This is a genomic window from Spartinivicinus poritis, from assembly GCF_028858535.1.
GTDB lineage: Bacteria > Pseudomonadota > Gammaproteobacteria > Pseudomonadales > Zooshikellaceae > Spartinivicinus > Spartinivicinus poritis.
This window is the reverse complement of the sequence record NZ_JAPMOU010000004.1, coordinates 132,590-154,956: the sequence shown is the minus strand read 5'-3', so window position 1 is coordinate 154,956 and position 22,367 is coordinate 132,590. Positions and strand designations below refer to the sequence as shown.

Below are 22,367 nucleotides of genomic sequence, written 5' to 3'. Positions count from 1 at the left end.
ATGATGCCATTAACGATCCAAAAATGTAACAGTTGATATGTTTTTAACTATACCATTTGCTGTGGCTATATAATCTGCATGAAGAGGAGTATATATACTGGTTGTTAATTACATTAAGTGCACCTATATAGTTATGCTACAATTTGATTATAGTTTTAGGTTGTTGGGTGAATATACTTGCCTGGTACTGGTTACACCATATGTTACTTCATGCAGTAATTTAAATATCTGTTTTGGTTAAATTTTTTGCAGTAAGTGTATGATTAGGTCTTCCTTGTACATCGTTACTTTTTACCTGAGCTTTTTTGGCATTACAGAGCAAACCAGTAGTCAAGAGCAGTTAGAGCAAACTCAAAGTGTAAAGCAACTTAGTGTAGCCACTTTAGTAGGTTATCCGCCATTTATTATTGCTAAACGAAGATTGCGTGTTGCTCATTACGAAGTTGTTCCTCCTGGAATAGACTCCGATAGTATTATGGGTTATAGCTGGGAAGTGTTTCGCAGTAGTTTTCATCAACAGGGTTATACCATTAATCTGAAAGTTTACCCCTGGGTACGTGCTATAGAAGAGGTAAAAAAACAAAAAGTTGATTTACTATTTCCGGCTGGTTGGACTAAAGATAGGAGTGAGTACTTATTATATTCAAAGAAGGCGATTAACAAAGTCGACTTTCTAATTTATGTAAAAAAAACCAGTAGTATCCAGTGGAAAGGTTTGCAAGGGTTAAAAAACCTTCGTATTGGTTTAATGAGAGGCTGGAGTTATGGAGAGCAGTGGGACGATTTAAGAAATGTAAAAATGACTCCTGTCAACGATGTGTTGCAAGGGTTTAGAATGCTTGATAATAACCGAGTAGATGGCTTTGCAGGCTACTTTCCTGTTTTTGATTACACCTTAAATAAAATGAACAAATCAACGGAATATCGAAAGTTACCAGCATTTGACAGTACCTATGAGTTTGTAGTGAGTGCGATAGACAACCCACGAGCAAGCGAGTTAATAACTGCTTTTGACAGGGGGATGAAGGCTTTGGCTAAGTCTGGAATGCTGGAAAAGGCGAAGCGTACTTGGCTTTATGATATGCCAGTAGCGTCTTCTCTCAATAAACAAGAAAGCCAATAGTTATTCATCTATATTTTTATAAAGAACTTTATAATTAGGGTGCTTCTAATAATGCTAGAGGCGCCCTGTAGCCAATGCGAATGGTAACAAGTGCTGCATGCGTTAAGTTGTTATCTTGTTTTGCGTATGGATCTCTAGCCAAAGCAATGAGTAATGCTTACACTTTGGGGTTTACACAATGGATGTGCAACAGCCGCTCACAGCTCCCTCAGTAGAAACACCAGCTGTATTTAAGTGGTTAAGCTTACTATTTATTTGTACTGTTGGCACTACGCCTTGGTTTATTGCACAGCAATTGCCTGGATTGGAGCCTATTGACACCAACTGGCAGTATCACCCGGTGCTTTGGCTTTGTTTTTCAAATCTACTGCTTTGTTGGTTATTACTTACTTCGATCTTGGTTTTTTGGCCTCGTCTGAATGGGACAGACCATAACCCATTATCCTCTTTATTATTGACTTCTTTTTGGGCTGGGTGTTCGCTAGAGATTGTAATTCTACTGTCTGCAATGCAGTTGCCTGCAATTATTGCTATGCCCCCTAGGTTGGGTATTGCTGATGCTGTGTTATACAGCAAAGTGATTAGTAGTGTATTAATTTTAATTACCTCTATAGTTGCGTTATTTTATCAAAAGCAATTAAGTGTCTTATTTCCTCGCTTAGCCGCCTGGGTGGTGGCAAGTATGTTGGCAGTCATTACAGGAGGAGTGAGTTTATTTTTGTTTTTGACAGTGCAAGATGGTTTTAAAACACTGTTAACACTAGGTATCAGTGTTATTGCAATGTCAGGTGCGTTATGGGTTTTGTTGGCATTAAAATCTGAGCAAAATGATATTATTATCACAGGTGTAAGTGGTTATATTTTTTTAACACTAGCAGCACTGGCATACTGGGGGTTAGGTTATACTCAGCCGCAATTGATATTTTATACGGCGGCTGTGCTATTAAGCAGTTTTGCTTATGGTATTGTTGTTTTAGGTATTTTATTCAATTTACCAAAAACGACAATAATCTCTCAAACTGCTGCTGAGCACACACAAGATGATTCTGAAACAGCTGGTCAGACGGAAAATGAACAGCCAACAGTTGAAAAAATACCTTATCAAAAACCCCATTCAGCAGATTTTCTTGCAGTATTAAGCCATGAAATTCGCACTCCTCTCAATGGAGTAATTGGTTTGACAGGTTTATTACAAGAAACTTCATTAAATAGAGAGCAGTTTAGCTACGTAGAACAAATTCGTCGCTCAGGTGAAATATTACTCTTTACCATTAATGACCTATTAGACCATGCCAAATTACAAGCAGGCCTGTTAGTACTAGAACGAGTAAGTTTTGACTTAAAAGCATTGGTTCATGAAGTGGTTGAATTTTATCAACGTGCAGCGCAGCAAAAGTCTATTGATCTAGTGATGCAATATGGAGAGGATATTCCTGAAATACTCTCAGGAGATCCAGGCAGAATAAGACAGATTCTTTATCATCTGATTGGTAATGCCACTAAATTTACTGAAACTGGCTATGTAATGGTAGAAGTCAGTTTGCATCAACAGGAAACAGATAAGGTTCATATACAACTTGATATCACAGATACGGGAATGGGTATCCCTGATGATGAGCAGGAGCGTTTATTTAATGCATTTGAATTAGGTGATGCATCTGTGACTAGAGCTTTTCAGGGGTTAGGTTTAGGCCTGACAATTTGCCAACAATTAGTTGCTTTGATGGAAGGACGTATTTCGCTATCTAGTGAACCCGGGGTGGGCTCTACATTTTCTGTGATATTGCCACTGTATACGGATGAACAGGCACATAAACAGCCAGTACCTGAAGTAGCGCTCACAGATATAAAAGTATTGGTAGTAGACGACACTCAGGTAAATCGTTATATCCTTGATCGTTTACTGGTTAAATGGGGGATGCAGTGTGACTTAGCCAGTTCAGCCCGCGAAGCATTAGAACGAATTACGCAAGCTGCTCTGGCCAATCAGCCTTATCAATTAGCGCTACTAGACTTTCAAATGCCACTAATGGATGGTTTAAAACTAGGTCGTGGTATTAAACAAGACCCAACCATTGCTGAAACAAAACTGATAATGATTAGTTCTTCAGATGAAACGGTTGCTCTTGAGCAGTTTTCTAAGGCTGGGTTTGCAGGCTTTTTGGTGAAGCCTGTGAGAGCTCAGGTGTTAAAGGACATGATTTGTCGGATATTAGCAACAGACGACGACTCTATTGTTACCAGAGATATGCTTCGAGATAGTGCCATTGTTTATCCTCCACTACTAAATCAACCAGTTGAGAAGCCCCATTATCGTGTGCTGTTAGTAGAAGACAATGCGATTAATCAGATGGTGGCAGTGCGTCTGTTAGCGAAAATGCACTGTGATGTTACCACCGCAGCAAATGCAAAAGAGGCATTACTATTATATAAAGCGCATCCTTATGATCTAGTATTTCTTGATTGCGAGTTACCTGATAAAAATGGTTTGCTATTGGTAAAAGAATTAAAGCAAGTTACACCACCGCATCGACATGTACCAATAATAGCAATGACAGCTAATGTATCGGAAGCAGATAAAGCAGATTGCTTTGATGCTGGCATGGATGATTATATTTCTAAACCTATTGACAAAGAAGCGTTAGCCAATTTGATGAACCGTTGGGTTGGCTATAATGCAGGGGTTTCAGAGCCTGAGGATAGGAAGTCATAACGGTATTCGTTGCCTAAAATGAAGGAGTAATTGAAGCATTTTTTTAAAAAGCTTATAGTTCGCACAAAGTGATAAAAACTAAATGGGATGGTATTTTGAGAGTTTGTGCTAACTTTTTATTTTTTTGTTTAGCTTTGAGTAGTAAAGGCTTTGGGCAATCAAATATAGACCACACAATAAACAATTATATTCAGCAAGACTGCTCAATTAATAACACTATAATAAGCGGAAAAATCAATCCACAACGGTATTTAATTGATCAAAAATGCACGCTTGATTTAAATCAAATAATAATTTCTCCTGTTGGGGTTAAGCATCCATTAGGTAGATTACCTAGCCAGATATATGGGCTTAATAGGGTTTCATTATCAGCAATTCCGACAACTGTATTACCAGAGTTTGGTTCACTTGCTGATGGGAGACAAAGAGTTGAGTTTACAACTGGCTTTTTTCCTCTTAGCCAGTTTTTATCTAATCAACGTTCTATGAAAGCATTACAGTTTAAATCTGAAACCAAGTCGATGATGGCAGGGCAGTGGCCAACAAATTCTCATTATCAATATTATCAGTTACGATTCCGAATACCATCAGCCTTTAGAGAAGAGTTAAAACCGCTTTTGCAAGAAAAAAATAAGGCGAGCATTTTGGCTGATGATATGTCTGTTATTATTGCTCAATGGCATGGCACTCCTGATAGACTAAAATATCGCCATGAAACTGATCAACCTTGGCAATATCAACAGCTGGAGGTAAGTGACTATTCTGATAAAGTACTGGAAGCAAGTTTAAACCAATATCATGAACTAAAACAGCAAGACTATTTATTTGATCAAGGAGGTTTTCCTCCGATGGCATTAAAGATTAAAGATGGTTATCTTGCCCTCATAGCAAATTATTATAGATACCCTGTACATGATCGACGGCTAACCAGGTGCCCTAAAATTTCGGTCTCTGGAGAGATACCAGCAAAAATAGGAAGGTTTTATGTTTGTGATTATAAAACAAAACAGCTGAAGCCTTATTTCATGGCAAACTCAATTAATAATGTTGAAAGCCACTTTAATAACAACTGGGCGTCTGGTGTAAGTGTGATTTGGAAGCATCCAATCACTCCATCATTATTTGATCAGTGGGTTACATTAACCGTTATCGTTAACTGGCCACACTGGGAAAATGATGATTTTAATAGATTACAGTATGGTAGAGTTCAGCTATATAATACTGAAACAGCTCAAAAGCTGGCAGATTACAATGGGCCAATAGGTAATAATGATGAGTGGGCGCCTTACTTTAAATTCGGTATATATAAATCAAATACGTCAGCACATTTACCAGTACAGGTAGATTATGATTTATCTGCACTTTATGTTTTTTAATTAGAGACTATAAACAGAGATGCCCTTGGCTACTTAATTACTCTTAGTGCTTGTATTAAATCTGGCAGTAACTGTATATAAGTACCGATATGGGCAATGACGCTAGTAGCATCAGGCTTGGTTTGTAAAATATTTTGTTCTACACGAGTAACTACTTCATGTAGAAACTTTTTTGCCCTAATTTTATTAACACCAAATTCAGTGAGTGGTGCAACTAAGGGGGTGGCAGCGAGTAAAACAACGGCTCCGCCTATGGCGCCACCAACCGATATCCAGGTAGGCACGCCTGCCCATTTTGCCCACAAAGCTCCCCAATACGACTGTTGACTAATATAAAGGCTGGTTGCAGCTGCTGACCCTAAACCTAATGCACTACCAAACGCAAGCTTGTCACTGAACGAACGTCCTACCAGTCCAAGCGTAAAAAAGATCAGCATGTCTCGGCTGCCTTCGTGGGTCAGAGTAAGGCGGCTAAGCGCTTGCTGCAGGCGTTGCTGTGCTTGTTCTGGGGTGAATTCATTGATTAGGGTTTGCAGCTCATCCCAGTGATTGGCTTCTGTGCTGGGATGGCTTTTTATATGCTCAATGAGCATTTGCTCAAGCTGCGGTAGGGCAAGTAATTCGTTAATCAAAATCTGGCTGATCGCAACTTCTTTCTGGCTTAGTTTAATGGTGTCATCAACTCGCTGGCCACCTATGCGTTTTGCCAAGTGCCAAGTTGCACGGGGAATATTGGCTAAATCCCGTGGAATATCCTTACGGTGCTGCCAATGTCGGTGTAACACTTTACGTAAGGAGGCAAAGTGCTGCTGATAAACAACATCTACTCGTTGATGGGCAGCTGCAAAATGAACTTTAACAAGTCTCTGCAGCTCTTGTTCCCATTGTTCTGTTGTAGATAGAGTGGTTGTTGTCGACATCTGCTTATGGTGAATCTCAAGTAAAGTGAAGTCTTATTGTGTATGATTTGTTCTCTATATGGAATAGCAAGGTGGCACAATCCAACTTCTCCCTTTGAAAAAAGGGGAGGTAGAGAGGGATTGACTAGAAATTACTGCTATATAGAACATCAATACCTTTTTAATAATTACTAGTCTTACAAGCAGTAAAAGAATCAAGCTGATAATTACTGTTTATCGTTAGTATTTACAGTAAAATCTGGAAAAGGTAAAAAACCCCAGTCCCATTGTTCATAAAGCCTTTTTATTTCACCGGATTTGAGTAGTATGGAAAACTGTTCATCAAATATTTTTCGAAATTTTTTACCCCGTTCATTATTAGCAAAGGCTAGATATAGATTAAGCTGGATGACATCCTCTATTTGGTAATGAGAGTAATCGAAGTAGCCTTTATCTAGCTCTGCTTGGAGGTCATATATAGCATCTAGAAAAAAATCAACTCTGTTGTTTTGCAACATTAATAGAGCACTCTTTCTTAAATCAACCTCATATTTTTTGACTGAAACATTTAAATACTCATCATAGGCATAGCCCCGAATCCATACTACCTTTTTGTTCGCAATACTGGATTCACCTTGCCATTTTTTTATTAAATTCTTTTTAAAAATCGCAACGACTTGATCTGCATCAAAATGCCATTTAGGATAAATAGCTTCTTCTATTTCATCTTCATAAGTACCGATAGCCGCATCTGCTTTTTGATGTTGAATCATTTTTACGGAGCGTTCATAGGGAACAATTTTAAATGATATCTTGATACCTTTAGGGTTATAGACTTTTCGTAGGATATCCCAATAAATTCCTGTACCATCACTATTAGTGGCGTCCTGCCAAGATTCAGTAACAAAGTAAATAGTGTCATCTGAATTACTCGCAGATAGAGGGAAGTTGATAATAAATATCAAACTAATCAATAAAATCTTATTCACTTCACCTATTCAACTCTATAGAGTTGGTTAATAAAACCTATAAATAGTGCATAACAAGCAAACTAGCAACTATACCCATTCGCTTTGGCTATAACTTGAGAGTATTGTAAGAAGCAAAGACGGCTAGAAATTGACTGACTTCTATCAGTCAATTTCTATATGAAGAAGGTAGGCTTTAAGCTGAAGAATATAGTCAGCTATTGGTGGTTAGAAGTATTGCCAATTTTGTTAGTAAGAATAAACTCCACCTTTCCACCCAAGCCCAAAAGAGTTCTGTCAAACGATACTTTTATGCCATCAGGTATATGGGCTTCACAGAAGTCAGGCTGAATGCGTAGGATAGTTACAGAGTACGGTGAAGCACTTTTATCAACATTAATGATAAAGCTATCGGCATTAGTACAACCACCTGAAGCAACATGTAATTCAATGGAGTTTGGTAAGATATCAACCCCCATTAATACTTCTTTGGTACCTTCAGCTGCAACAAAAGATGAGGTAATAAGTGCACCTGCTAAAGCAGCTATTTTTATAATTTTCAAAATACTCTCCTTGATTATATTGAGGCGATTACCGTTTAATACCCATTGATATAGGTATAATACTACGTGGTTCCTATCGCAGTTTATAAAAATTGACTGTTGTATTCTGTAGCCATTTAAGGCGGGTTGAGCTTTTGGCTCGTACCAAAGTAATACAATAGTTGTGTGCTATATTTTAACAATACTTGGTTGGCTTGGTAAGTTTTTTTATATTTTTTTGATTAAGGTCAATTTATATAGTATGAATTGTTTGACTTTAGGACATATTTAATAATTATTAATGGTCTATGTGTAACCTTAAAAGTTAAATGGGTTTTTTGTTTCTTTCATGGCGATTATTGCATTAATTGGTTTTTTATTATCTTTACTCAATATCATTCTGTGTTCACTGGGACATCTACTTAAATCATAGAAAATAGCTAGCGTATTAATAGGGGGTAATGTGCAACTCAATTTCAGGTCGTTCAGTTGTCGTGACTGGTGGGCAGATACTGCCCGAATCATTTGAAGCATTGGGTTAGCAAGTTAGGGCCTTATTTATGTTTCTGTACTGTTTACTAATCAGTCAAACTTAGATCGAGGCATGACCAAACAACTATAATGGTCATGCAGTTAAACATGCCTATTTTAAGGTTTTAATATTGGCATTTCTATGGCAGCATTTAAGTCAAGATAAACTGGCTTACTACCTGCGTTTAACTTAAAGTCTTTAAAGCGTACTGTCCATGTTCCAAGGCTATCGTAAGTCGCTAAATGTAACTCTTTTTCAATGGGATCACGAACTATCCACCACTGTGTATAATCGCCAGTGCCTTCATTTTTATGGGTTTTACATACGCCTGGTGCAACGACTACACCAGCTATAATGTTGATTACGTAGGTTAGTAGTTTTTTTGGGGCATGACTGTTATCTTTAATCCAGTCAATACCAAAGTTTAAACTTTGTACGGTACGAAGAAAGCGATCAGCTGGTAAAGGTGATGAGCTAAGCCCTATAGTACCACTACCATTTCCAGCCGCTTTAACATTCATTCCAATAATGGGTTTGCCTTCTTTGTTGGGTTCAATATTAGTAACATTTAAGTAATTTTGTAAGTTTGTACGATGCCAGTCATAAAAAGGAGCATTTGTTAAAACACCTAAATCAGTATTATCGGTAATTTCCAGTTTTCCATTTCTAAGTTCCAGCAATAAACTATTTCCTTGCCTATCATGAAATTGAAAATGAAGTGGCATAAGGTTTACAGTACTGTTAGAGTTGAACTGTAGTGGGTCCCAGATATAGAGTTTTGTGCCATCTTGTATTGGCTTTCCTTGACTAATTTGTTCTAAATCTGCTTTCAAGTCTGGTATATTTTTATATTGGCTTAAAGCCCAACAACAGATATCCATCATTGAAAGTAGATAATAATCATCACTAGGCACATTATCTAAATGAGGGTATTCAGAACCGGGTAACCATAGTGCCGCTGCTGTAAGCCCTTCCGAATTAAGGCCGTCAGACACTTTGCTGGGTAAATCTAATACAGAGTCGAATACTTTACCCAATACATTTTTTCCTGCACTAATTCCTACTCCTATGTAGGCGTATTTAGACTCCCATTTATAACCTGGAAGCCTTTTGGCAACAGGTAAATCGTTGCTACCAACAGCATGTAATTTAGTCTCTTCAGGAATTGCCGCTACAGTCCAGTCAAAATTATACTCAAAGTCCATAGTTCGACCAGAAAAAGGAAAGTCTTTTAACTGTGGTGAAAGTTGAGATGGTAAGATAAATTCAGTACACATTTTACAATTTCCTTATCAGTTTTATTACAAATATTCTTTAAAACTCAGTTGAATATTAGCATACTTTTTCTCAGGCTTTGTGATAGGGGTTGGTTTTCATTTGGTTAATTAAGCAGTTATTATTTTTATGTAAAATAATGGTGTTCGTATTATGAATGATTTTTTTAAAATGGCGATAAATCTAAATTTATTTTGTAAACATGAGGGTTTTGGAGGGCTGGAGTTGTAACTATTTTGGAAGAGTGGTTCATGCGTAAAGTTGTTATTTTTTTGCTTTACGCACAGACCATTAGCCCCCTTTAATGAAAAGGAGGCTAACGTTAACCAATATTTATTCTCCAAGATTTACAGGTTGAGCCTGACTAGCAATAGCATCAACCCGTGATTTTGCCTCAATGAAAACACGTTTTACATTTGGGTAAGTGAGTTTGATTGTTTGGTCTATTCTGACGATTATGCGCTCAATATCTGTTGCCTGTAAATCATCATCAAAATCAATACTGAGGTTAGCTAAAATAAATTCTGGCCCCATTTGCATGGTCACCACCTCATTGATATATGCTACACCAGACTCACCACGGGCTAAATGACGTATTCCCCTGACGATATGACCTCTGGCACTTTCACCAATCAATAGGCTTTTAGTTTCATAAGCTAACCAAATAGCAGTAGTAGCTAAAATAATGCCGATTAATACGGATGCGATCCCATCAAAATAAGGGTTGCCAGTAACCTGGCCTAAAATAACACTTAGCAAGGCAATTAATAGACCTAAAATAGCGGCGGAATCTTCGAAAAATACAACAAATAATGAAGGGTCTTTACCTTTATGTACTGCCTCTAGATAACCCATTTCGCCTTTAACTTTTTTAAATTCTTTCATGGCTACCCACCAACAGCCTCCTTCAAAAATAATAGCCAGGGTGAGCACTATATAGTTAATAATAGGGTTGGTAATAGGAGTTGGATGTAATATGTGATGAATACCTTCATAAATAGAAATACCGGCCCCTACGGCGAAAATTAAAATAGCAACGACAAAACTCCAGAAATACACTTCCTTGCCATGACCAAAAGGATATTCTTCACTTGCTGGCTTTTTCGATTGTTTTAATCCGTAAAGCAGTAAAACCTGGTTGCCAGAGTCGACTACTGAGTGAATGGCTTCGGAGAACATGGCAGAGCTGCCAGTAATAAATGAAGCAATAAACTTGGTAATAGCGACTAAACTATTACCAATTAACGCAGCAACAATGACTTTTTTGGAACCCGATGCCATAGGTGTTTATCTCCTAACAGTTAAGCGTTATGGCTATAGATGACTGTACTCCTAAAGAGTATACACTTAGTGGCTGAATTCTGAGTGTAATTTAATTCACACCATCCATGGTGTTTAATGAAAAAAACAATACCTAGAAATCATCCGTGAAGGGTATACACAATTATTGCCGCATACTAATAGCAACGCGATTAAGTGCGTTCATCAACGAAACAGCAAAGGTTAAGTTGGAGATTTCTTGATCTGAAAAGTACTCTTTTAAAGGCTCATAATATTCATCATTGGCATGGCTTACCTCAATATGGGTGACAGCTTCGGCCCAGGCTAGGGCTGCTCGTTCTTTGGCTGTGTACAAGCTACTGACGCGCCAACCAGCCAGAGAGTCTATTCTATCATCTGTTTCGCCAGCTTTTCGTAAGGACTGGGCGTGCATTTTAAGGCAGAATGAACAGCCATTAATTTGTGAAACCCGTAAGTAAACTAGCTCGACAATAGGCAAACCAAGTGAGCTATCGGCCAGATAGTCTTTGATTTGTCGAAAGCCGCTTAGTGCTTTGCTGGATAGGTCATAATAAGGCAAACGCATAGTTTGGCTCCTGTTTGTTATTGTATCTATGACGCTAGGCTAAAAAATGGCTAACTATTTTTACTAGGCTAGTATGGTTGCAGAAGTCGTTTCATGTAAATAAGACACAAGTAGTGTTAATGGCTGGATAAGAAAGCGACACAAGCAGTGATGTTTTGTGTAGGGGCTATAAGCAACTGTAGAGATGCTTAAAAGCAGTTTGGCTGGTTACTGCTTGATGCTAGAATAGCCGGTTTTTGGCGTAAACAGAGTTAAGAGGTAATAACAAGGTGCGTATTTGTTTGGTGGCTGCGGTTGCAGCAAATAATGCAATTGGTATTAATAATAAGCTACCTTGGTATTTACCAGGTGATCTGCGTTATTTTAAGCGGCTCACTATGGGCAAACCAATCATTATGGGCCGAAAAACCTTTGAGTCATTAGGTAAGCCTCTACCTGGACGGACTAATATTGTCATTACTCGCAATTCAACGTTTGCGCCAGAGGGAGCTAAGGTGGTGCATACCCTTGAAGCAGCAATAGAGCTGGCTGAGAGTATAGGGGTAATTGATGGATGTGAAGAGATGATGGTGATTGGCGGTGCACAAATTTACCAGCAGGCGTTACCTATAGCAAACCGACTTTACTTAACTCGGGTGCACCAGTCGTTTGAAGGGGATACATTTTTTCCTGAGTTTGATAATAACCAGTGGCAACTGATAGCTGAGGAAACTCAAGAAACGGATCATCAACCACCGATAAAATATTCCTATCAAACACTAGATCGAGTTGTGTTACAGAAGTAAGCCAAGTTGATTTCGGTTTGCGTTACAAATTTTTACAATTATTTAACTTGCTGATTTTTAGACTTATCTTTGATTGACTAAATGGTCGTTTAGTAAAAAAGTAGATTAAATGACCATTTCCACCTCGCCTGCTGTCAGTAAATTTTACGATAACCAGTTAGCTTTTTTAGTGTGATTTGTTTCGCGCTTTGTTTTTAGCTGTTTTTAGAGTATGGCATGAATTTTTAATAGCAAAATGCGATATAAAAATAGACAAGGAATGAAATTCATGTCAATAAAGAAACTCATTACTGCGTTAGGCTTTGCGGGGGTGATACTGTCGTCTCAGGCTCAGGCGTCATTTGAAGTTGGCTTGCTGAATAAGACGGAAGGCCAAGACCCGGCAATGACGCTTATCAAAAGCATGCTAGCCAATAACAGTGGTATTAACATCATCGAAGGTAGCGCTGAATATTATGGTAGGCTAGGGGATGGCAGTAATGCTTACTCTGCTCAGTCTGGTACTTTCAAAAATTTAGATATGACTCATGCTGTTAACGGTAAACAGATTAACTTAAATCGTGGAGCCGTTTTTTCAACTGGGTCTGCTAATGTACCAAAATCCAATAGTTTTAATGACTTCAGTCATTTGAGGTCTGGCGCTCCAGCATTGCCTACAGCATCCCATGCTGGGGTAGAAAAAATCTTAAAAAATGCGGGGTTACCAGGGGCTAACCGAGATTATAACTCAGTTAAAGTAAAATTTACTGTGGCTGACGGAATTAAAGCTATTCAGTCAATGTTTGTGTTTGCTACAGAGGAATTTCCTGATCAAGCAGTGACAGATATTTTTACGTTTATTGTTGATGGTAAAAATTATGCGTATTTTCAGGATGGTTCATTAATTTCCTTTTTAACAGGCTCTAATGCTCATAACTTTAATAATAATGAACTAGGCACTGATAATTTACCGATTGAATATGATGGTGTTTCTGATGTGCTAACTGTAATTGGTTTGTTAGATGAGGACTTGGATGAGCATACTCTGGAAATAGTTATTGCTGACACAGCTGATACAATTTATGACTCCGTGGCTTTTGTGGGAGACCTAAGAGCTTGTAGACGAAGTGAAAACTGTGAACCTGGGATTGTGCCAGAACCTAATATGATATCACTGATGTTAGGGGGTGTTTTATTAGCTTTAGGATTTGGTGGGCAGGCTCGTCGGCGACGGTTGTATAGCTAACTTTATTTAAGAAGCTCTTTATAAAAAGTGCTTGTTGATTATTACTAACAAGCACTTTTTGATTAACAAATAATGAGTATCTAATCCAGTTGATCTAAGTTTCTAACACCACCTTTATCTGCACTGGTAGCCAATGCTGCATAGGCTTTTAATGCAGTGCTGACACGACGTTGTCTTGGATGAGCAGGCTTCCAGGCTAATTTACCTTTGGCGTCCATGGTGCGACGGCGATTTGCCAGTTCTTTATTATCCACTAACAGTTCAATGCTGCGATTGGGGATATCAATTCTGATTTTGTCACCATTTTCTACCAAACCAATCGCACCACCTTCGGCTGCTTCTGGTGACGCATGACCAATGGATAATCCGGAAGTACCGCCAGAGAAGCGGCCATCCGTTAGCAGGGCACATTGTTTACCTAACCCTTTAGATTTTAAATAACTGGTTGGGTACAACATTTCTTGCATACCTGGTCCGCCTTTGGGGCCTTCATAACGGATAATAACTACTTCGCCCGCTTGTACTTCATCTTCCAAAATACCTCTTACGGCTGCATCTTGGCTTTCGTAGATACGAGCAGGTCCTTCAAATACCCAAATACTTTCGTCAACACCTGCCGTTTTTACAATACAGCCATTTTCAGCAATGTTGCCGTATAAAACAGCTAGCCCACCTTCAGTGGAAAAGGCATGGTCTAAACTGCGAATACAACCGTTTGCCCGGTCATCATCTAATGATGGCCAGCGGGTACTTTGGCTAAATGCTTGTTGGGTGGGAATACCAGCAGGTCCTGCTTTATACAGGGTATGCACTTGCTCATCAGTGGTTTGGGTGATATCCCATTTGGCGATTGCTTCAGCCATACTGTTGCTATGGACTGTGGGAATATCTGTATGCAATAACCCGCCACGGGCAAGCTCACCTAAAATACCAAATACACCACCTGCACGATGTACATCTTCCATGTGGTACTGATGAGTAGCAGGCGCTACTTTACACAAGTGAGGTACTTTGCGAGACAGACGGTCGATATCTTCCAGGGTAAAGTTAACTTCTCCTTCCTGGGCCGCAGCTAATAAGTGCAGAATGGTATTCGTGGAACCACCCATAGCAATATCCAGTGTCATGGCATTTTCAAATGCTTTAAAGCTAGCTACGTTTCTTGGCAAAACAGACTCGTCGTCTTGCTCATAATACTGCTTGGTGATTTCAACAATGCGGCGGCCTGCGGTGAGGAATAACTGCTCTCTATCAGCATGGGTGGCTAACAAGCTGCCATTGCCTGGTAAAGATAGGCCTAATGCTTCAGTTAAGCAGTTCATAGAGTTGGCTGTGAACATCCCAGAGCAAGAGCCACAAGTCGGGCAGGCGCTACGTTCGTAGGTGTCAGCATCCTGGTCAGATACTGTAGGATCAGCGGCGGCAACCATAGCATCAACTAAATCCAGCTTTAATTCTTGGCCTGCTAGCTTGGTTTTACCTGCTTCCATTGGGCCGCCAGACACAAAAATAGTAGGGATGTTTAGGCGTAGTGACGCCATCAGCATACCAGGAGTGATTTTATCGCAGTTGGAAATACAAACTAATGCGTCAGCACAATGGGCATTACACATATACTCCACTGCATCAGCAATGAGCTCTCGGGAAGGCAAGCTATATAACATGCCATCATGGCCCATAGCGATTCCATCATCGACGGCAATGGTATTAAACTCTTTAGCTACGCCACCAGCCTGCTCAATTTCTCTGGCTACCAGTTGACCAAGATCTTTTAAATGAACGTGGCCAGGTACAAACTGGGTGAATGAATTGGCAATAGCGATAATAGGCTTTTTAAAGTCATCATCTTTCATCCCAGTAGCACGCCACAGGGCTCTGGCGCCTGCCATATTTCTCCCGTGGGTTGAGGTGCGTGAACGATAAACTGGCATGAGACACTCCTGGATTAATAATCATATTCTTTGGCTGGTAGTCTACGGAACTGTGGGCTGGTAATAAAGAGTGGATCATCAGGTTGCTGCCAAATTCACTTCCGTTGTTTTTTGGTTTGAAACTGGGGGTGGGCTTAAACATAAAAAAACAATTCATGTTGGCTTAAATAATAATTATTCTCATTAAAGTTGGCGTAAGTCAGCTCGCTGGAAACTAAGGCAGCTGAGAGAGTAACTTATAATGTAGTCAGCAACCCGTTAGCTAAATAATTTTGTTTTACTTTCTTACCAGTTGTCGGTCGCTAATCCTGTGGAAAATACTTACAGCTGTATCAGGTAAAGAGCCGATTATAGTTAGTAGCTTAAACGTTTAAGATTCGATAAAACGTGAGCTTTGGAGCTTAGTATATGGTTCGATTAATACACTTGTTTCAAGTGGGTGTTAATTCTTTTGTCTAATTTATTCATTTAAAAATATTTTATTTAATACAGATTGCTATTAAAATTGGATTTTTATACAGATAATGTCTTACAACTATGGATGAGTTATTAGGCTTTAGTTTTTTATTAGTTGCTATGTCGCAATCAATGGCCAGTTTACAAAGTAATAGTTCTGAGATGGGACTATTTAACCTAGTGGCTATTTTTATGTTGGCTGTTGGTGGGGGCATGTTATGGTTTGCTCGAACCCACTCTAAATAGTTAAGGCAGTGTTATTGACCCTGCCTTAACCGCTTATGCTATTCTTTTCGAATATTTTTTCTTTACTAGACAGAATGTTGAAATAAATTCGCGTTACTGGTTAGTCTAATCTTTAATTAATAAACATGAAGTGATTGCTTAACTATATCTTTTATATTGGCTATAGGAATCACAAGTAGTTTCATTAAACGCATACTAAGAACAATGTCTACACATGTTTTAATCTGTGATGATTCCACAGTTGCGCGAAAGCAAATGGCACGGGCCCTTCCTGAAGAATGGGATGTTGAAGTTTCCTTTGCTAAACATGGCCAGGAAGGCATGGAAGCACTTGTTAGTGGCAAAGGAGAAGTGTTATTTCTAGACCTCAACATGCCTGTTATGGATGGCTATGAGGTACTTAGCGAAATAAAGAAGAATAATCTTGATGTAATGACAATAGTCGTATCTGGTGATATTCAAGAAGATGCGCGCAAGCGTGTTTTACAATTAGGTGCAATAGAATTTATAAAAAAGCCGGTCACCCCTGATGACATAGAGGCTATATTAAAACGCTATGGTCTCTATGCTGCCGCCAACGACAGTACCATTATTAAAACCCATCAAGCCCAAATTCAAGAGCTAAATGCAAGCATTGGTGAATTAGACTGTTATCAGGAAATTGCTAATGTGGCCATGGGACAGGCTGCTGCATTATTAGCAAAGCTATTGAATGTATTTATCTTATTGCCAGTGCCAAAAGTAAATATGTTAGAGGTAACTGAGCTACAAATGGCGCTGCAAACCTCTGAGGGTAATGATACCTTTTCGGCTGTCTGTCAGGGTTTTATTGGCTCTGGTATTGCCGGTGAAGCCTTGCTGTTGTTTTATGACTCGTCGTTTGAAGACATGGCCAAGTTACTTCACTATGAGGGTGAGTTAACCCAAACCATTGAGCTGGAATTAGTAATGGAAGTCGCCAATATTTTAATTGGTGCTTGCATTAAAGGTATTGCAGAACAGTTGGATATTGCGTTTAGTCAAGGCCACCCCATAGTGCTTGGACAGCATGTTGACGTTTCAAAATTGTTGAGCCAAGGGGTATGGCAATGGAAGCAAACACTAGCCATCGAACTATGTTATAGCATTGAGAATTATAATATTAGCTGTGATTTGCTATTGCTACTTACTGATGACTCAATGAAAGCCTTACGAGAAAAAATTTCTTATCTATTAACTTGAGGTTAGTAATGGCTGTAGATACTGGTTTCAAAGAGCTGCACTGGATGATGGGGATGCTTCAGGATATTGAAGTAGGCTTAGTGGTAGTGGATAGAGACTATAAAATTCAAATCTGGAACAGCTTTATGGAGAATCATAGTGGCAAAAATGCGCTAGAAGTAAGGGGGGAAAATGTATTTGATTTGTTTGGAGAAATCCCTAAAGACTGGTTTTTGCGTAAAACTGAGTCGGTATTTTTGTTAAAAAATAAAACATTTTCTACCTGGGAACAGCGTCCATTTATTTTTCGTTTTAAAAACTTCAGGCCAATTACTGGTACCGAAGAGTTCATGTACCAAAATCTAACAATCAACCCATTAATGTCAGCTGATGGTACGGTAAACCATATTTGTATCTTAATTTATGATGTAACGGATATTGCTGTTAATAAGAAAGGCATGGAGCAAGCGAATTCCCAATTAGAGGTAATGAGTCGAACAGACCGTTTAACCGGGTTATTTAACAGGGGCTTCTGGGAGGAGTGCCTGGTTAGGGAATTTCACCGTTATTTGCGTACCAAACAGAAATCTACCCTGGTAATGTTTGATATTGATCACTTTAAAAAGGTAAACGACACTTATGGTCACCAGGCGGGTGATGAAGTTATTAAGACTGTTGCTAAACTGCTTCAAGAAAATCAGCGAACATCAGATATTACAGGACGCTATGGTGGCGAAGAATATGGAGCTATTTTAGTGAATACTAAGGCTGAAGACGGAATGTATTTCGCTGAGCGGTTACGTAAAAAAATCAGTGAGTCGCCAGTTGCTCATCATGAACACACTATTCCGTTTACTATTAGTTTAGGGCTAGCAGAAATTAGTGAAAAGATTACCAGCATAAAAGAATGGATTGAAGCAGCAGATCAGGCACTTTACCAGTCTAAAGAAGGTGGACGAAATAGAAGTACCTTATACACTGCCTCATAATTAATTATTAGAGATGCCCTTAATTACTTCCAAAGTGGAGCATCGACTGAAAAAAAGTGTGTGTGTGTACCGTAAATTCCTGAGTCATTATCATTGGTCAATAGTAAACGATTTTTATTAATTAGAGTCATTCCCTCTATTTTTCCTGGATATTGCTTATCAGAGGTATCTAGCGTACTCCATACTTTGTGTTTTTTTACTGGGCTGAGATCAAAGCGGTTTAGGTAGTCTAGTTGCTCTAAGCTGGGTGTTTGCGCTACATCATCCCATTGGGTGTTTAAGATATCAGTCGCTTGGTTTAGGTTAACCCGGTAAATCTTGGTAGTAATGTAAATACGCTCTAGTACTAATAAGGTATCATTACTTAAGGCAGCTAAGTCGCTCGCTTTTACATCATCCTGCTCAACGCTAAAATCTCCTCGAGTTTTATCTTTGCTCATAAAAGTCGCAGGAATATCCAAAGGATAAATATATTCATTAACCACTTGTTGAATGGAACCATTTTTATTTAAGCGAGCTTTAAATAGCCTTACCCAGCGAGACTGTTCGTAAGTTTTTTTATTAGGATTGGCAAGAGGGCTTTGTTGGATAAAAAATAACCATCGATTATCAGGGCTAATAGCGATGCCTTCAATGCCTCTCCCTGGTTTAAGCTTGTGTAAAATACCAGGTAGTAAGCCAACCACTGGAATTTCTTCATCTTCTATAAAGTTGGTTGCGCCAGCAGGCACATAGCGAGTGAGAATGCGGCCATCCTTATCAAGGTGAAGTAGTGAAGGACCATACTCATCGGAAATATAAAAACTGCCATTGTGCAATTTAATAATAGACTCTGGATCAATACCTTTAGTGGAAATAGGGATAGGGCGGCGGTTCCCATCAATTAACTTGTGGGGTTTGGAGCTTGGTAGTGGTAAGCCTAAGGCATGAGTACCGTAGCGGGTTAAGATGGGAATTTTTTTTTCTAAATTGAACTCATTTTGTACGCTATCATATTTCCATTGAAAAATAGCAGGTTGGAAATCAGGGTTTAGAACAACTCGCCCTTTAGAGCAAAAGCTCGCTGAACCGAAAAATGCTCTGGTATATTTGCACTTGATATTTGGGCCATGGTCGCTGACAGTGTATAAACTCTGGGTGGTAAAGTCATAATAGGCACCACTACCATGTTCTTGGTACAACTGGATAGTTGTTTGGCCATTATTATGTTTAATAGTAACTGACTTATCGGGTATTTTAACAACCTGGTCAATGTAGCTTGCTTGTGCTTGCTGGCACACTTGAACTTGTAGAATAGCTACAACGCTAACAAAAAATACAAGTCCTAAAGCTGTTTGTTGCATTGTTTACATCCGTATAATTTAAGCTAGTGGTCTATGGGTAAAATAAGGTAACAACTTCTTCTCCATTTATTCTCTGGTTGTGTTACTTTTTCTTGATGTAGGCCTGCTACGCCTACAAAAATGCTTTTGAAGGCTACTACCTGGTTTCCGTATATGCACCACTAGCACGACCAGTAAAAAATAAAGCAGTATATGTATTATTGGTATATTTGGCAATCTTGACTCCAAGCCATGAGTTATAATAGCTAATTAGAGGTTTCCTTTAAGAAATTTGACGTTAAAATGTGCTGCTTAAATGTAATTGGGTACTTACTACCGAGTTGTAAAAGCAATACCTGGCATATTAACTGAGTAAAGGCTTGTAGCATGGCAAATCTATTAATATTAACAGTGGCTGGCGAAAATAAAGTAGATATTTTGCCTAGCTTAATGAAGCACTTGGCCGATGAAGCCATTAAGGTGTTGGATTTGGGGCAAATGCAAACTCAAGATCAGGTTGCGCTTACACTGTTATTACAAGTACCCCCAGCTTTCACGGAGTTTGACCTTGCTGAGCGCCTGCAACCTATTGAAGAAGTTTGGCAAGCCCATATGAGTTATCGTGAGCTGGATAAGCAAGACTATCAGGCATGGTTGCAAGATAAAACACCAGAACATTATTTGGTTACACTTCTGGCGCCTGAAGTTAACGGCAAAGTACTAGCTGATGTAATAGCAGAAGTAAGTCAGCATGGTTTAACGGTTAGTCATATTAAACGATTATCTCAACGGCAACCAATCAATAGTGAGAATAATGACCAAATTACTTGCTTTGAATTAAGATTAAGAGGTAGGCCTGGTAACCTGATTCAGTTTCGTGAACAGTTGCTGCATATTAGCAGTGAACAAGGAGTTGATCTTGCTGTTCAGGAAGACTCTATTTTTCGTCGTTGCCATCGCTTAATTGCTTTTGATATGGACTCCACCCTTATTCAAACAGAGGTGATTGATGAGCTAGCAAAAGCCGCAGGTATTGGTGAGCAAGTTGCCGCTATCACTGAACGTGCCATGCAAGGAGAATTAGATTTTAATGAAAGCTTTCGGCAGCGGATGGCATTATTAAAAGGGCTTGATGAGTTGGTGCTGAGCGAAATAGCACAACGTTTGCCGATTACCCCAGGTGCTGAAAAGCTAATCAGTACACTAAAACGGTTAGGCTTTAAAACGGCAATTTTATCTGGTGGTTTTACCTATTTCGCTCAATATTTGCAGCAACGGTTAGGGATAGACTATGTATATGCAAATCAGCTGGATATTATCGATGGCAAAGTTACTGGAGAGGTAAAGGGTACTGTGGTTGATGGTCAGCGCAAAGCAGAGTTATTAACAATGCTGGCTGAGCAAGAGGGAGTTAGTCTTGAGCAAGTCATTGCCGTAGGTGATGGAGCCAATGACTTACCCATGTTAGGGATTGCAGGGATGGGCGTGGCCTTTCAAGCGAAGCCTTTAGTTAAAGCTTCTGCCAAACATGCTATTTCTTATTTAGGGTTGGATGCTATTCTATATTTATTAGGCTTAACTGAACATGATATACAGCAGTTGAGTTAGTCTGAATAATATTTTATGTGTGCTTTTGAATTTGCCCTTTCAAAGGCACACATTGAACGACAGTTAAAAGCCGCCTAAACAAGTGTAATTGTCTTTAAGTCTAGGGTCATCTTCAGTAAAACTGCTTGTTGTAGAGGCTGCATCAGAACAGATACCCATTACTATAAACCCTAGTGCTGTAGCTGTATCTGCAAGTGCAGCAAACGGCACAGCTGCATACCACAAAATTTCTTTGTCTACAGAAATACCATTAATTTTTTTTAGTTTTTTGACTTGTAATAAAACGGTTTCGTAATCATGAATAATTGGTTTAGAAGAGCTTAGTGCCAGGTAGTTATATCGCGGATTGCTTTTCTTAACCAGATATAAAGTTGTTTTATTAAGGTTTTTAGTGAGTTGATTTAGCTTTTTAGGTGCAGTTTCTAAAACAGGAATTTTATTCTCATCATCGACAGCAATTTTACAACCTTCAGAAAATTCTAGGTTGTTCATTTCATAAATGGTGAAAAAATCACTCTTTACATTGCTATTGTTTTTAATATTAGACTCAGCTAAATCGATTGTGTAGGTAAACTCTCGTTGAGAATGGTTATCACTGTCTTTAGCTGTAAAACACAGAGAAAGCAGTTTGTTATTTTGCAAACTAGCTTGTTTGACGTATGTGATAACCGGTGAAGAGTATGAATACTTCCAGCCTACTTTTGCTTGTCTGGCGGTATCTAACGAATAATTGGTATAGGTACAGCCTGTAAGAATTAAGGATACTAATGCTAAGTATGATATCGTATTCTTCATTGTGATACTGCGTAAAGTAATGTTAATGATAGCGAGAGGCGGCTATTGTTGCATAAAGTGTATGCTAAATAAAATTGTATTTTTAATATATAATTAAACGGTAGTTTTGTGGTTAAAATATGAGTAAAGGACTATGGAAATAAAAACAAGAAAAACCCATAAGACCATATGCGTACTGATGCTACCAAGCAGGTTAGTCGTAGGGTGGCTATACTAGGAATGGTACAATAAAGCATTTAAAAAAATGCTATTCGTATAATGAGGATATATTTCAGGTAGTAGTTATTATTGCTGGTTTTTCTCCATAGTATAAAAATGTAAATACACTTATTGACATTTTTGATAGCTCAGTAGTTAAAATGAGAAAAAATGGCGAACTGAAAAAAATATTAGATAGGTATACTGTAAAAGATTGGTATTAGAGTTATCCTGCCTGAAGAGCATGCTTGGTCTTTACATGTAAAGTTTACTCACACAGTCACTGTGTACTGTATTTGTGCGACAGGTCTAGTGGT

18 protein-coding genes are annotated in these 22,367 nt (G+C 38.8%); 9 read left to right on the top strand and 9 right to left on the bottom strand.

Going from position 1 to position 22,367, the window contains the following annotated elements:
* Positions 1–259: 259 nt before the first annotated feature.
* From ORQ98_RS05040 to ORQ98_RS05030, 3 genes are all read left to right on the top strand, one after another.
* Entirely contained in the window at positions 260–1,123 is an 864-nt protein-coding gene (locus tag ORQ98_RS05040) for a substrate-binding periplasmic protein (RefSeq protein WP_274687692.1), read from the top strand.
* A gap of 178 nt (positions 1,124–1,301) precedes the next feature.
* Positions 1,302–3,836 carry a response regulator gene (locus tag ORQ98_RS05035; protein ID WP_274687691.1) on the top strand — a complete coding sequence of 845 codons (2,535 nt, stop codon included), beginning with the start codon at positions 1,302–1,304 and terminating at the stop codon, positions 3,834–3,836.
* Positions 3,837–3,904: 68 nt separating this feature from the next.
* Complete coding sequence (locus ORQ98_RS05030; protein ID WP_274687690.1) at positions 3,905–5,212, top strand: heparin lyase I family protein; 1,308 nt, start codon at positions 3,905–3,907, stop codon at positions 5,210–5,212.
* A gap of 29 nt (positions 5,213–5,241) precedes the next feature.
* Here the strand turns inward: ORQ98_RS05030 and ORQ98_RS05025 are convergent, their stop codons facing one another.
* The 6 genes from ORQ98_RS05025 to ORQ98_RS05000 all read right to left on the bottom strand — a co-directional run bounded on the left by ORQ98_RS05025 (position 5,242) and on the right by ORQ98_RS05000 (position 11,295).
* The gene (locus ORQ98_RS05025; protein ID WP_274687689.1) at positions 5,242–6,132 is read right to left on the bottom strand and encodes a hypothetical protein; all 891 of its coding nucleotides are present in this window, start codon (positions 6,130–6,132) and stop codon (positions 5,242–5,244) included.
* A gap of 206 nt (positions 6,133–6,338) precedes the next feature.
* A complete protein-coding gene (locus ORQ98_RS05020) occupies positions 6,339–7,100 on the bottom strand; it encodes a substrate-binding periplasmic protein (RefSeq protein ID WP_274687688.1) in 762 nt (253 codons plus the stop codon).
* Positions 7,101–7,297: 197 nt separating this feature from the next.
* The gene (locus ORQ98_RS05015) at positions 7,298–7,642 is read right to left on the bottom strand and encodes a DUF2790 domain-containing protein (protein ID WP_274687687.1); all 345 of its coding nucleotides are present in this window, start codon (positions 7,640–7,642) and stop codon (positions 7,298–7,300) included.
* A gap of 627 nt (positions 7,643–8,269) precedes the next feature.
* Positions 8,270–9,430 carry a linear amide C-N hydrolase gene (locus ORQ98_RS05010; RefSeq protein ID WP_274687686.1) on the bottom strand — a complete coding sequence of 387 codons (1,161 nt, stop codon included), beginning with the start codon at positions 9,428–9,430 and terminating at the stop codon, positions 8,270–8,272.
* Between the two features lie 331 nt (positions 9,431–9,761).
* Positions 9,762–10,709, bottom strand: coding sequence for a cation diffusion facilitator family transporter (locus tag ORQ98_RS05005; protein WP_274687685.1), 948 nt, complete (start codon positions 10,707–10,709; stop codon positions 9,762–9,764).
* Between the two features lie 163 nt (positions 10,710–10,872).
* Positions 10,873–11,295 carry a carboxymuconolactone decarboxylase family protein gene (locus tag ORQ98_RS05000; protein ID WP_274687684.1) on the bottom strand — a complete coding sequence of 141 codons (423 nt, stop codon included), beginning with the start codon at positions 11,293–11,295 and terminating at the stop codon, positions 10,873–10,875.
* A gap of 269 nt (positions 11,296–11,564) precedes the next feature.
* Here ORQ98_RS05000 and ORQ98_RS04995 point away from each other — a divergent pair, with 269 nt between their 5' ends.
* Both ORQ98_RS04995 and ORQ98_RS04990 read left to right on the top strand, forming a co-directional pair.
* The gene (locus tag ORQ98_RS04995) at positions 11,565–12,080 is read left to right on the top strand and encodes a dihydrofolate reductase (RefSeq protein WP_274687683.1); all 516 of its coding nucleotides are present in this window, start codon (positions 11,565–11,567) and stop codon (positions 12,078–12,080) included.
* 268 nt (positions 12,081–12,348) lie between these two features.
* On the top strand, positions 12,349–13,305 hold the full coding sequence (locus tag ORQ98_RS04990) for a choice-of-anchor L domain-containing protein (protein WP_274687682.1): 957 nt from the start codon (positions 12,349–12,351) through the stop codon (positions 13,303–13,305).
* A gap of 80 nt (positions 13,306–13,385) precedes the next feature.
* On the opposite strand, the gene ilvD is transcribed toward ORQ98_RS04990, so the two are convergent.
* The gene (gene ilvD / locus ORQ98_RS04985; protein WP_274687681.1) at positions 13,386–15,236 is read right to left on the bottom strand and encodes a dihydroxy-acid dehydratase; all 1,851 of its coding nucleotides are present in this window, start codon (positions 15,234–15,236) and stop codon (positions 13,386–13,388) included.
* A gap of 537 nt (positions 15,237–15,773) precedes the next feature.
* Between ilvD and ORQ98_RS04980 the strand changes: the two genes are divergently transcribed.
* The 3 genes from ORQ98_RS04980 (at position 15,774) to ORQ98_RS04970 (ending at position 18,127) form a co-directional block, all read left to right on the top strand.
* Positions 15,774–15,938 carry a hypothetical protein gene (locus tag ORQ98_RS04980; protein ID WP_274687680.1) on the top strand — a complete coding sequence of 55 codons (165 nt, stop codon included), beginning with the start codon at positions 15,774–15,776 and terminating at the stop codon, positions 15,936–15,938.
* A 204-nt stretch (positions 15,939–16,142) separates the two neighbouring features.
* Positions 16,143–17,159 (top strand): response regulator, encoded by a 1,017-nt coding sequence (locus ORQ98_RS04975; protein WP_274687679.1) that lies wholly within the window; start codon positions 16,143–16,145, stop codon positions 17,157–17,159.
* A gap of 8 nt (positions 17,160–17,167) precedes the next feature.
* Positions 17,168–18,127, top strand: a complete 960-nt coding sequence (locus ORQ98_RS04970) for a sensor domain-containing diguanylate cyclase (RefSeq protein WP_274687678.1) — start codon at positions 17,168–17,170, stop codon at positions 18,125–18,127.
* A gap of 23 nt (positions 18,128–18,150) precedes the next feature.
* Here ORQ98_RS04970 and ORQ98_RS04965 read toward each other — a convergent pair whose 3' ends face one another.
* Entirely contained in the window at positions 18,151–19,470 is a 1,320-nt protein-coding gene (locus ORQ98_RS04965) for an esterase-like activity of phytase family protein (protein ID WP_274687677.1), read from the bottom strand.
* Positions 19,471–19,836: 366 nt separating this feature from the next.
* Between ORQ98_RS04965 and serB the strand changes: the two genes are divergently transcribed.
* The gene (serB, locus tag ORQ98_RS04960; protein WP_274687676.1) at positions 19,837–21,057 is read left to right on the top strand and encodes a phosphoserine phosphatase SerB; all 1,221 of its coding nucleotides are present in this window, start codon (positions 19,837–19,839) and stop codon (positions 21,055–21,057) included.
* A gap of 63 nt (positions 21,058–21,120) precedes the next feature.
* Here serB and ORQ98_RS04955 read toward each other — a convergent pair whose 3' ends face one another.
* Entirely contained in the window at positions 21,121–21,852 is a 732-nt protein-coding gene (locus tag ORQ98_RS04955; RefSeq protein ID WP_274687675.1) for a hypothetical protein, read from the bottom strand.
* Between the last annotated feature and the right edge of the window lie 515 nt (positions 21,853–22,367).

Bases quoted from the DNA above. Each gene is read 5' to 3' on its own strand.
- serB (WP_274687676.1), top strand. From the start codon at position 19,837: ATGGCAAATCTATTAATATTAACAGTGGCTGGCGAAAATAAAGTAGAT.
- ORQ98_RS04975 (WP_274687679.1), top strand. From the start codon at position 16,143: ATGTCTACACATGTTTTAATCTGTGATGATTCCACAGTTGCGCGAAAG.
- ORQ98_RS05040 (WP_274687692.1), top strand. From the start codon at position 260: ATGATTAGGTCTTCCTTGTACATCGTTACTTTTTACCTGAGCTTTTTT.
- ORQ98_RS04990 (WP_274687682.1), top strand. From the start codon at position 12,349: ATGTCAATAAAGAAACTCATTACTGCGTTAGGCTTTGCGGGGGTGATA.
- ORQ98_RS05035 (WP_274687691.1), top strand. From the start codon at position 1,302: ATGGATGTGCAACAGCCGCTCACAGCTCCCTCAGTAGAAACACCAGCT.
- ORQ98_RS05010 (WP_274687686.1), bottom strand. From the start codon at position 9,430: ATGTGTACTGAATTTATCTTACCATCTCAACTTTCACCACAGTTAAAA.
- ORQ98_RS04970 (WP_274687678.1), top strand. From the start codon at position 17,168: ATGGCTGTAGATACTGGTTTCAAAGAGCTGCACTGGATGATGGGGATG.
- ORQ98_RS04965 (WP_274687677.1), bottom strand. From the start codon at position 19,470: ATGCAACAAACAGCTTTAGGACTTGTATTTTTTGTTAGCGTTGTAGCT.
- ORQ98_RS05025 (WP_274687689.1), bottom strand. From the start codon at position 6,132: ATGTCGACAACAACCACTCTATCTACAACAGAACAATGGGAACAAGAG.
- ORQ98_RS05005 (WP_274687685.1), bottom strand. From the start codon at position 10,709: ATGGCATCGGGTTCCAAAAAAGTCATTGTTGCTGCGTTAATTGGTAAT.
- ORQ98_RS04955 (WP_274687675.1), bottom strand. From the start codon at position 21,852: ATGAAGAATACGATATCATACTTAGCATTAGTATCCTTAATTCTTACA.
- ilvD (WP_274687681.1), bottom strand. From the start codon at position 15,236: ATGCCAGTTTATCGTTCACGCACCTCAACCCACGGGAGAAATATGGCA.
- ORQ98_RS04980 (WP_274687680.1), top strand. From the start codon at position 15,774: ATGGATGAGTTATTAGGCTTTAGTTTTTTATTAGTTGCTATGTCGCAA.
- ORQ98_RS05000 (WP_274687684.1), bottom strand. From the start codon at position 11,295: ATGCGTTTGCCTTATTATGACCTATCCAGCAAAGCACTAAGCGGCTTT.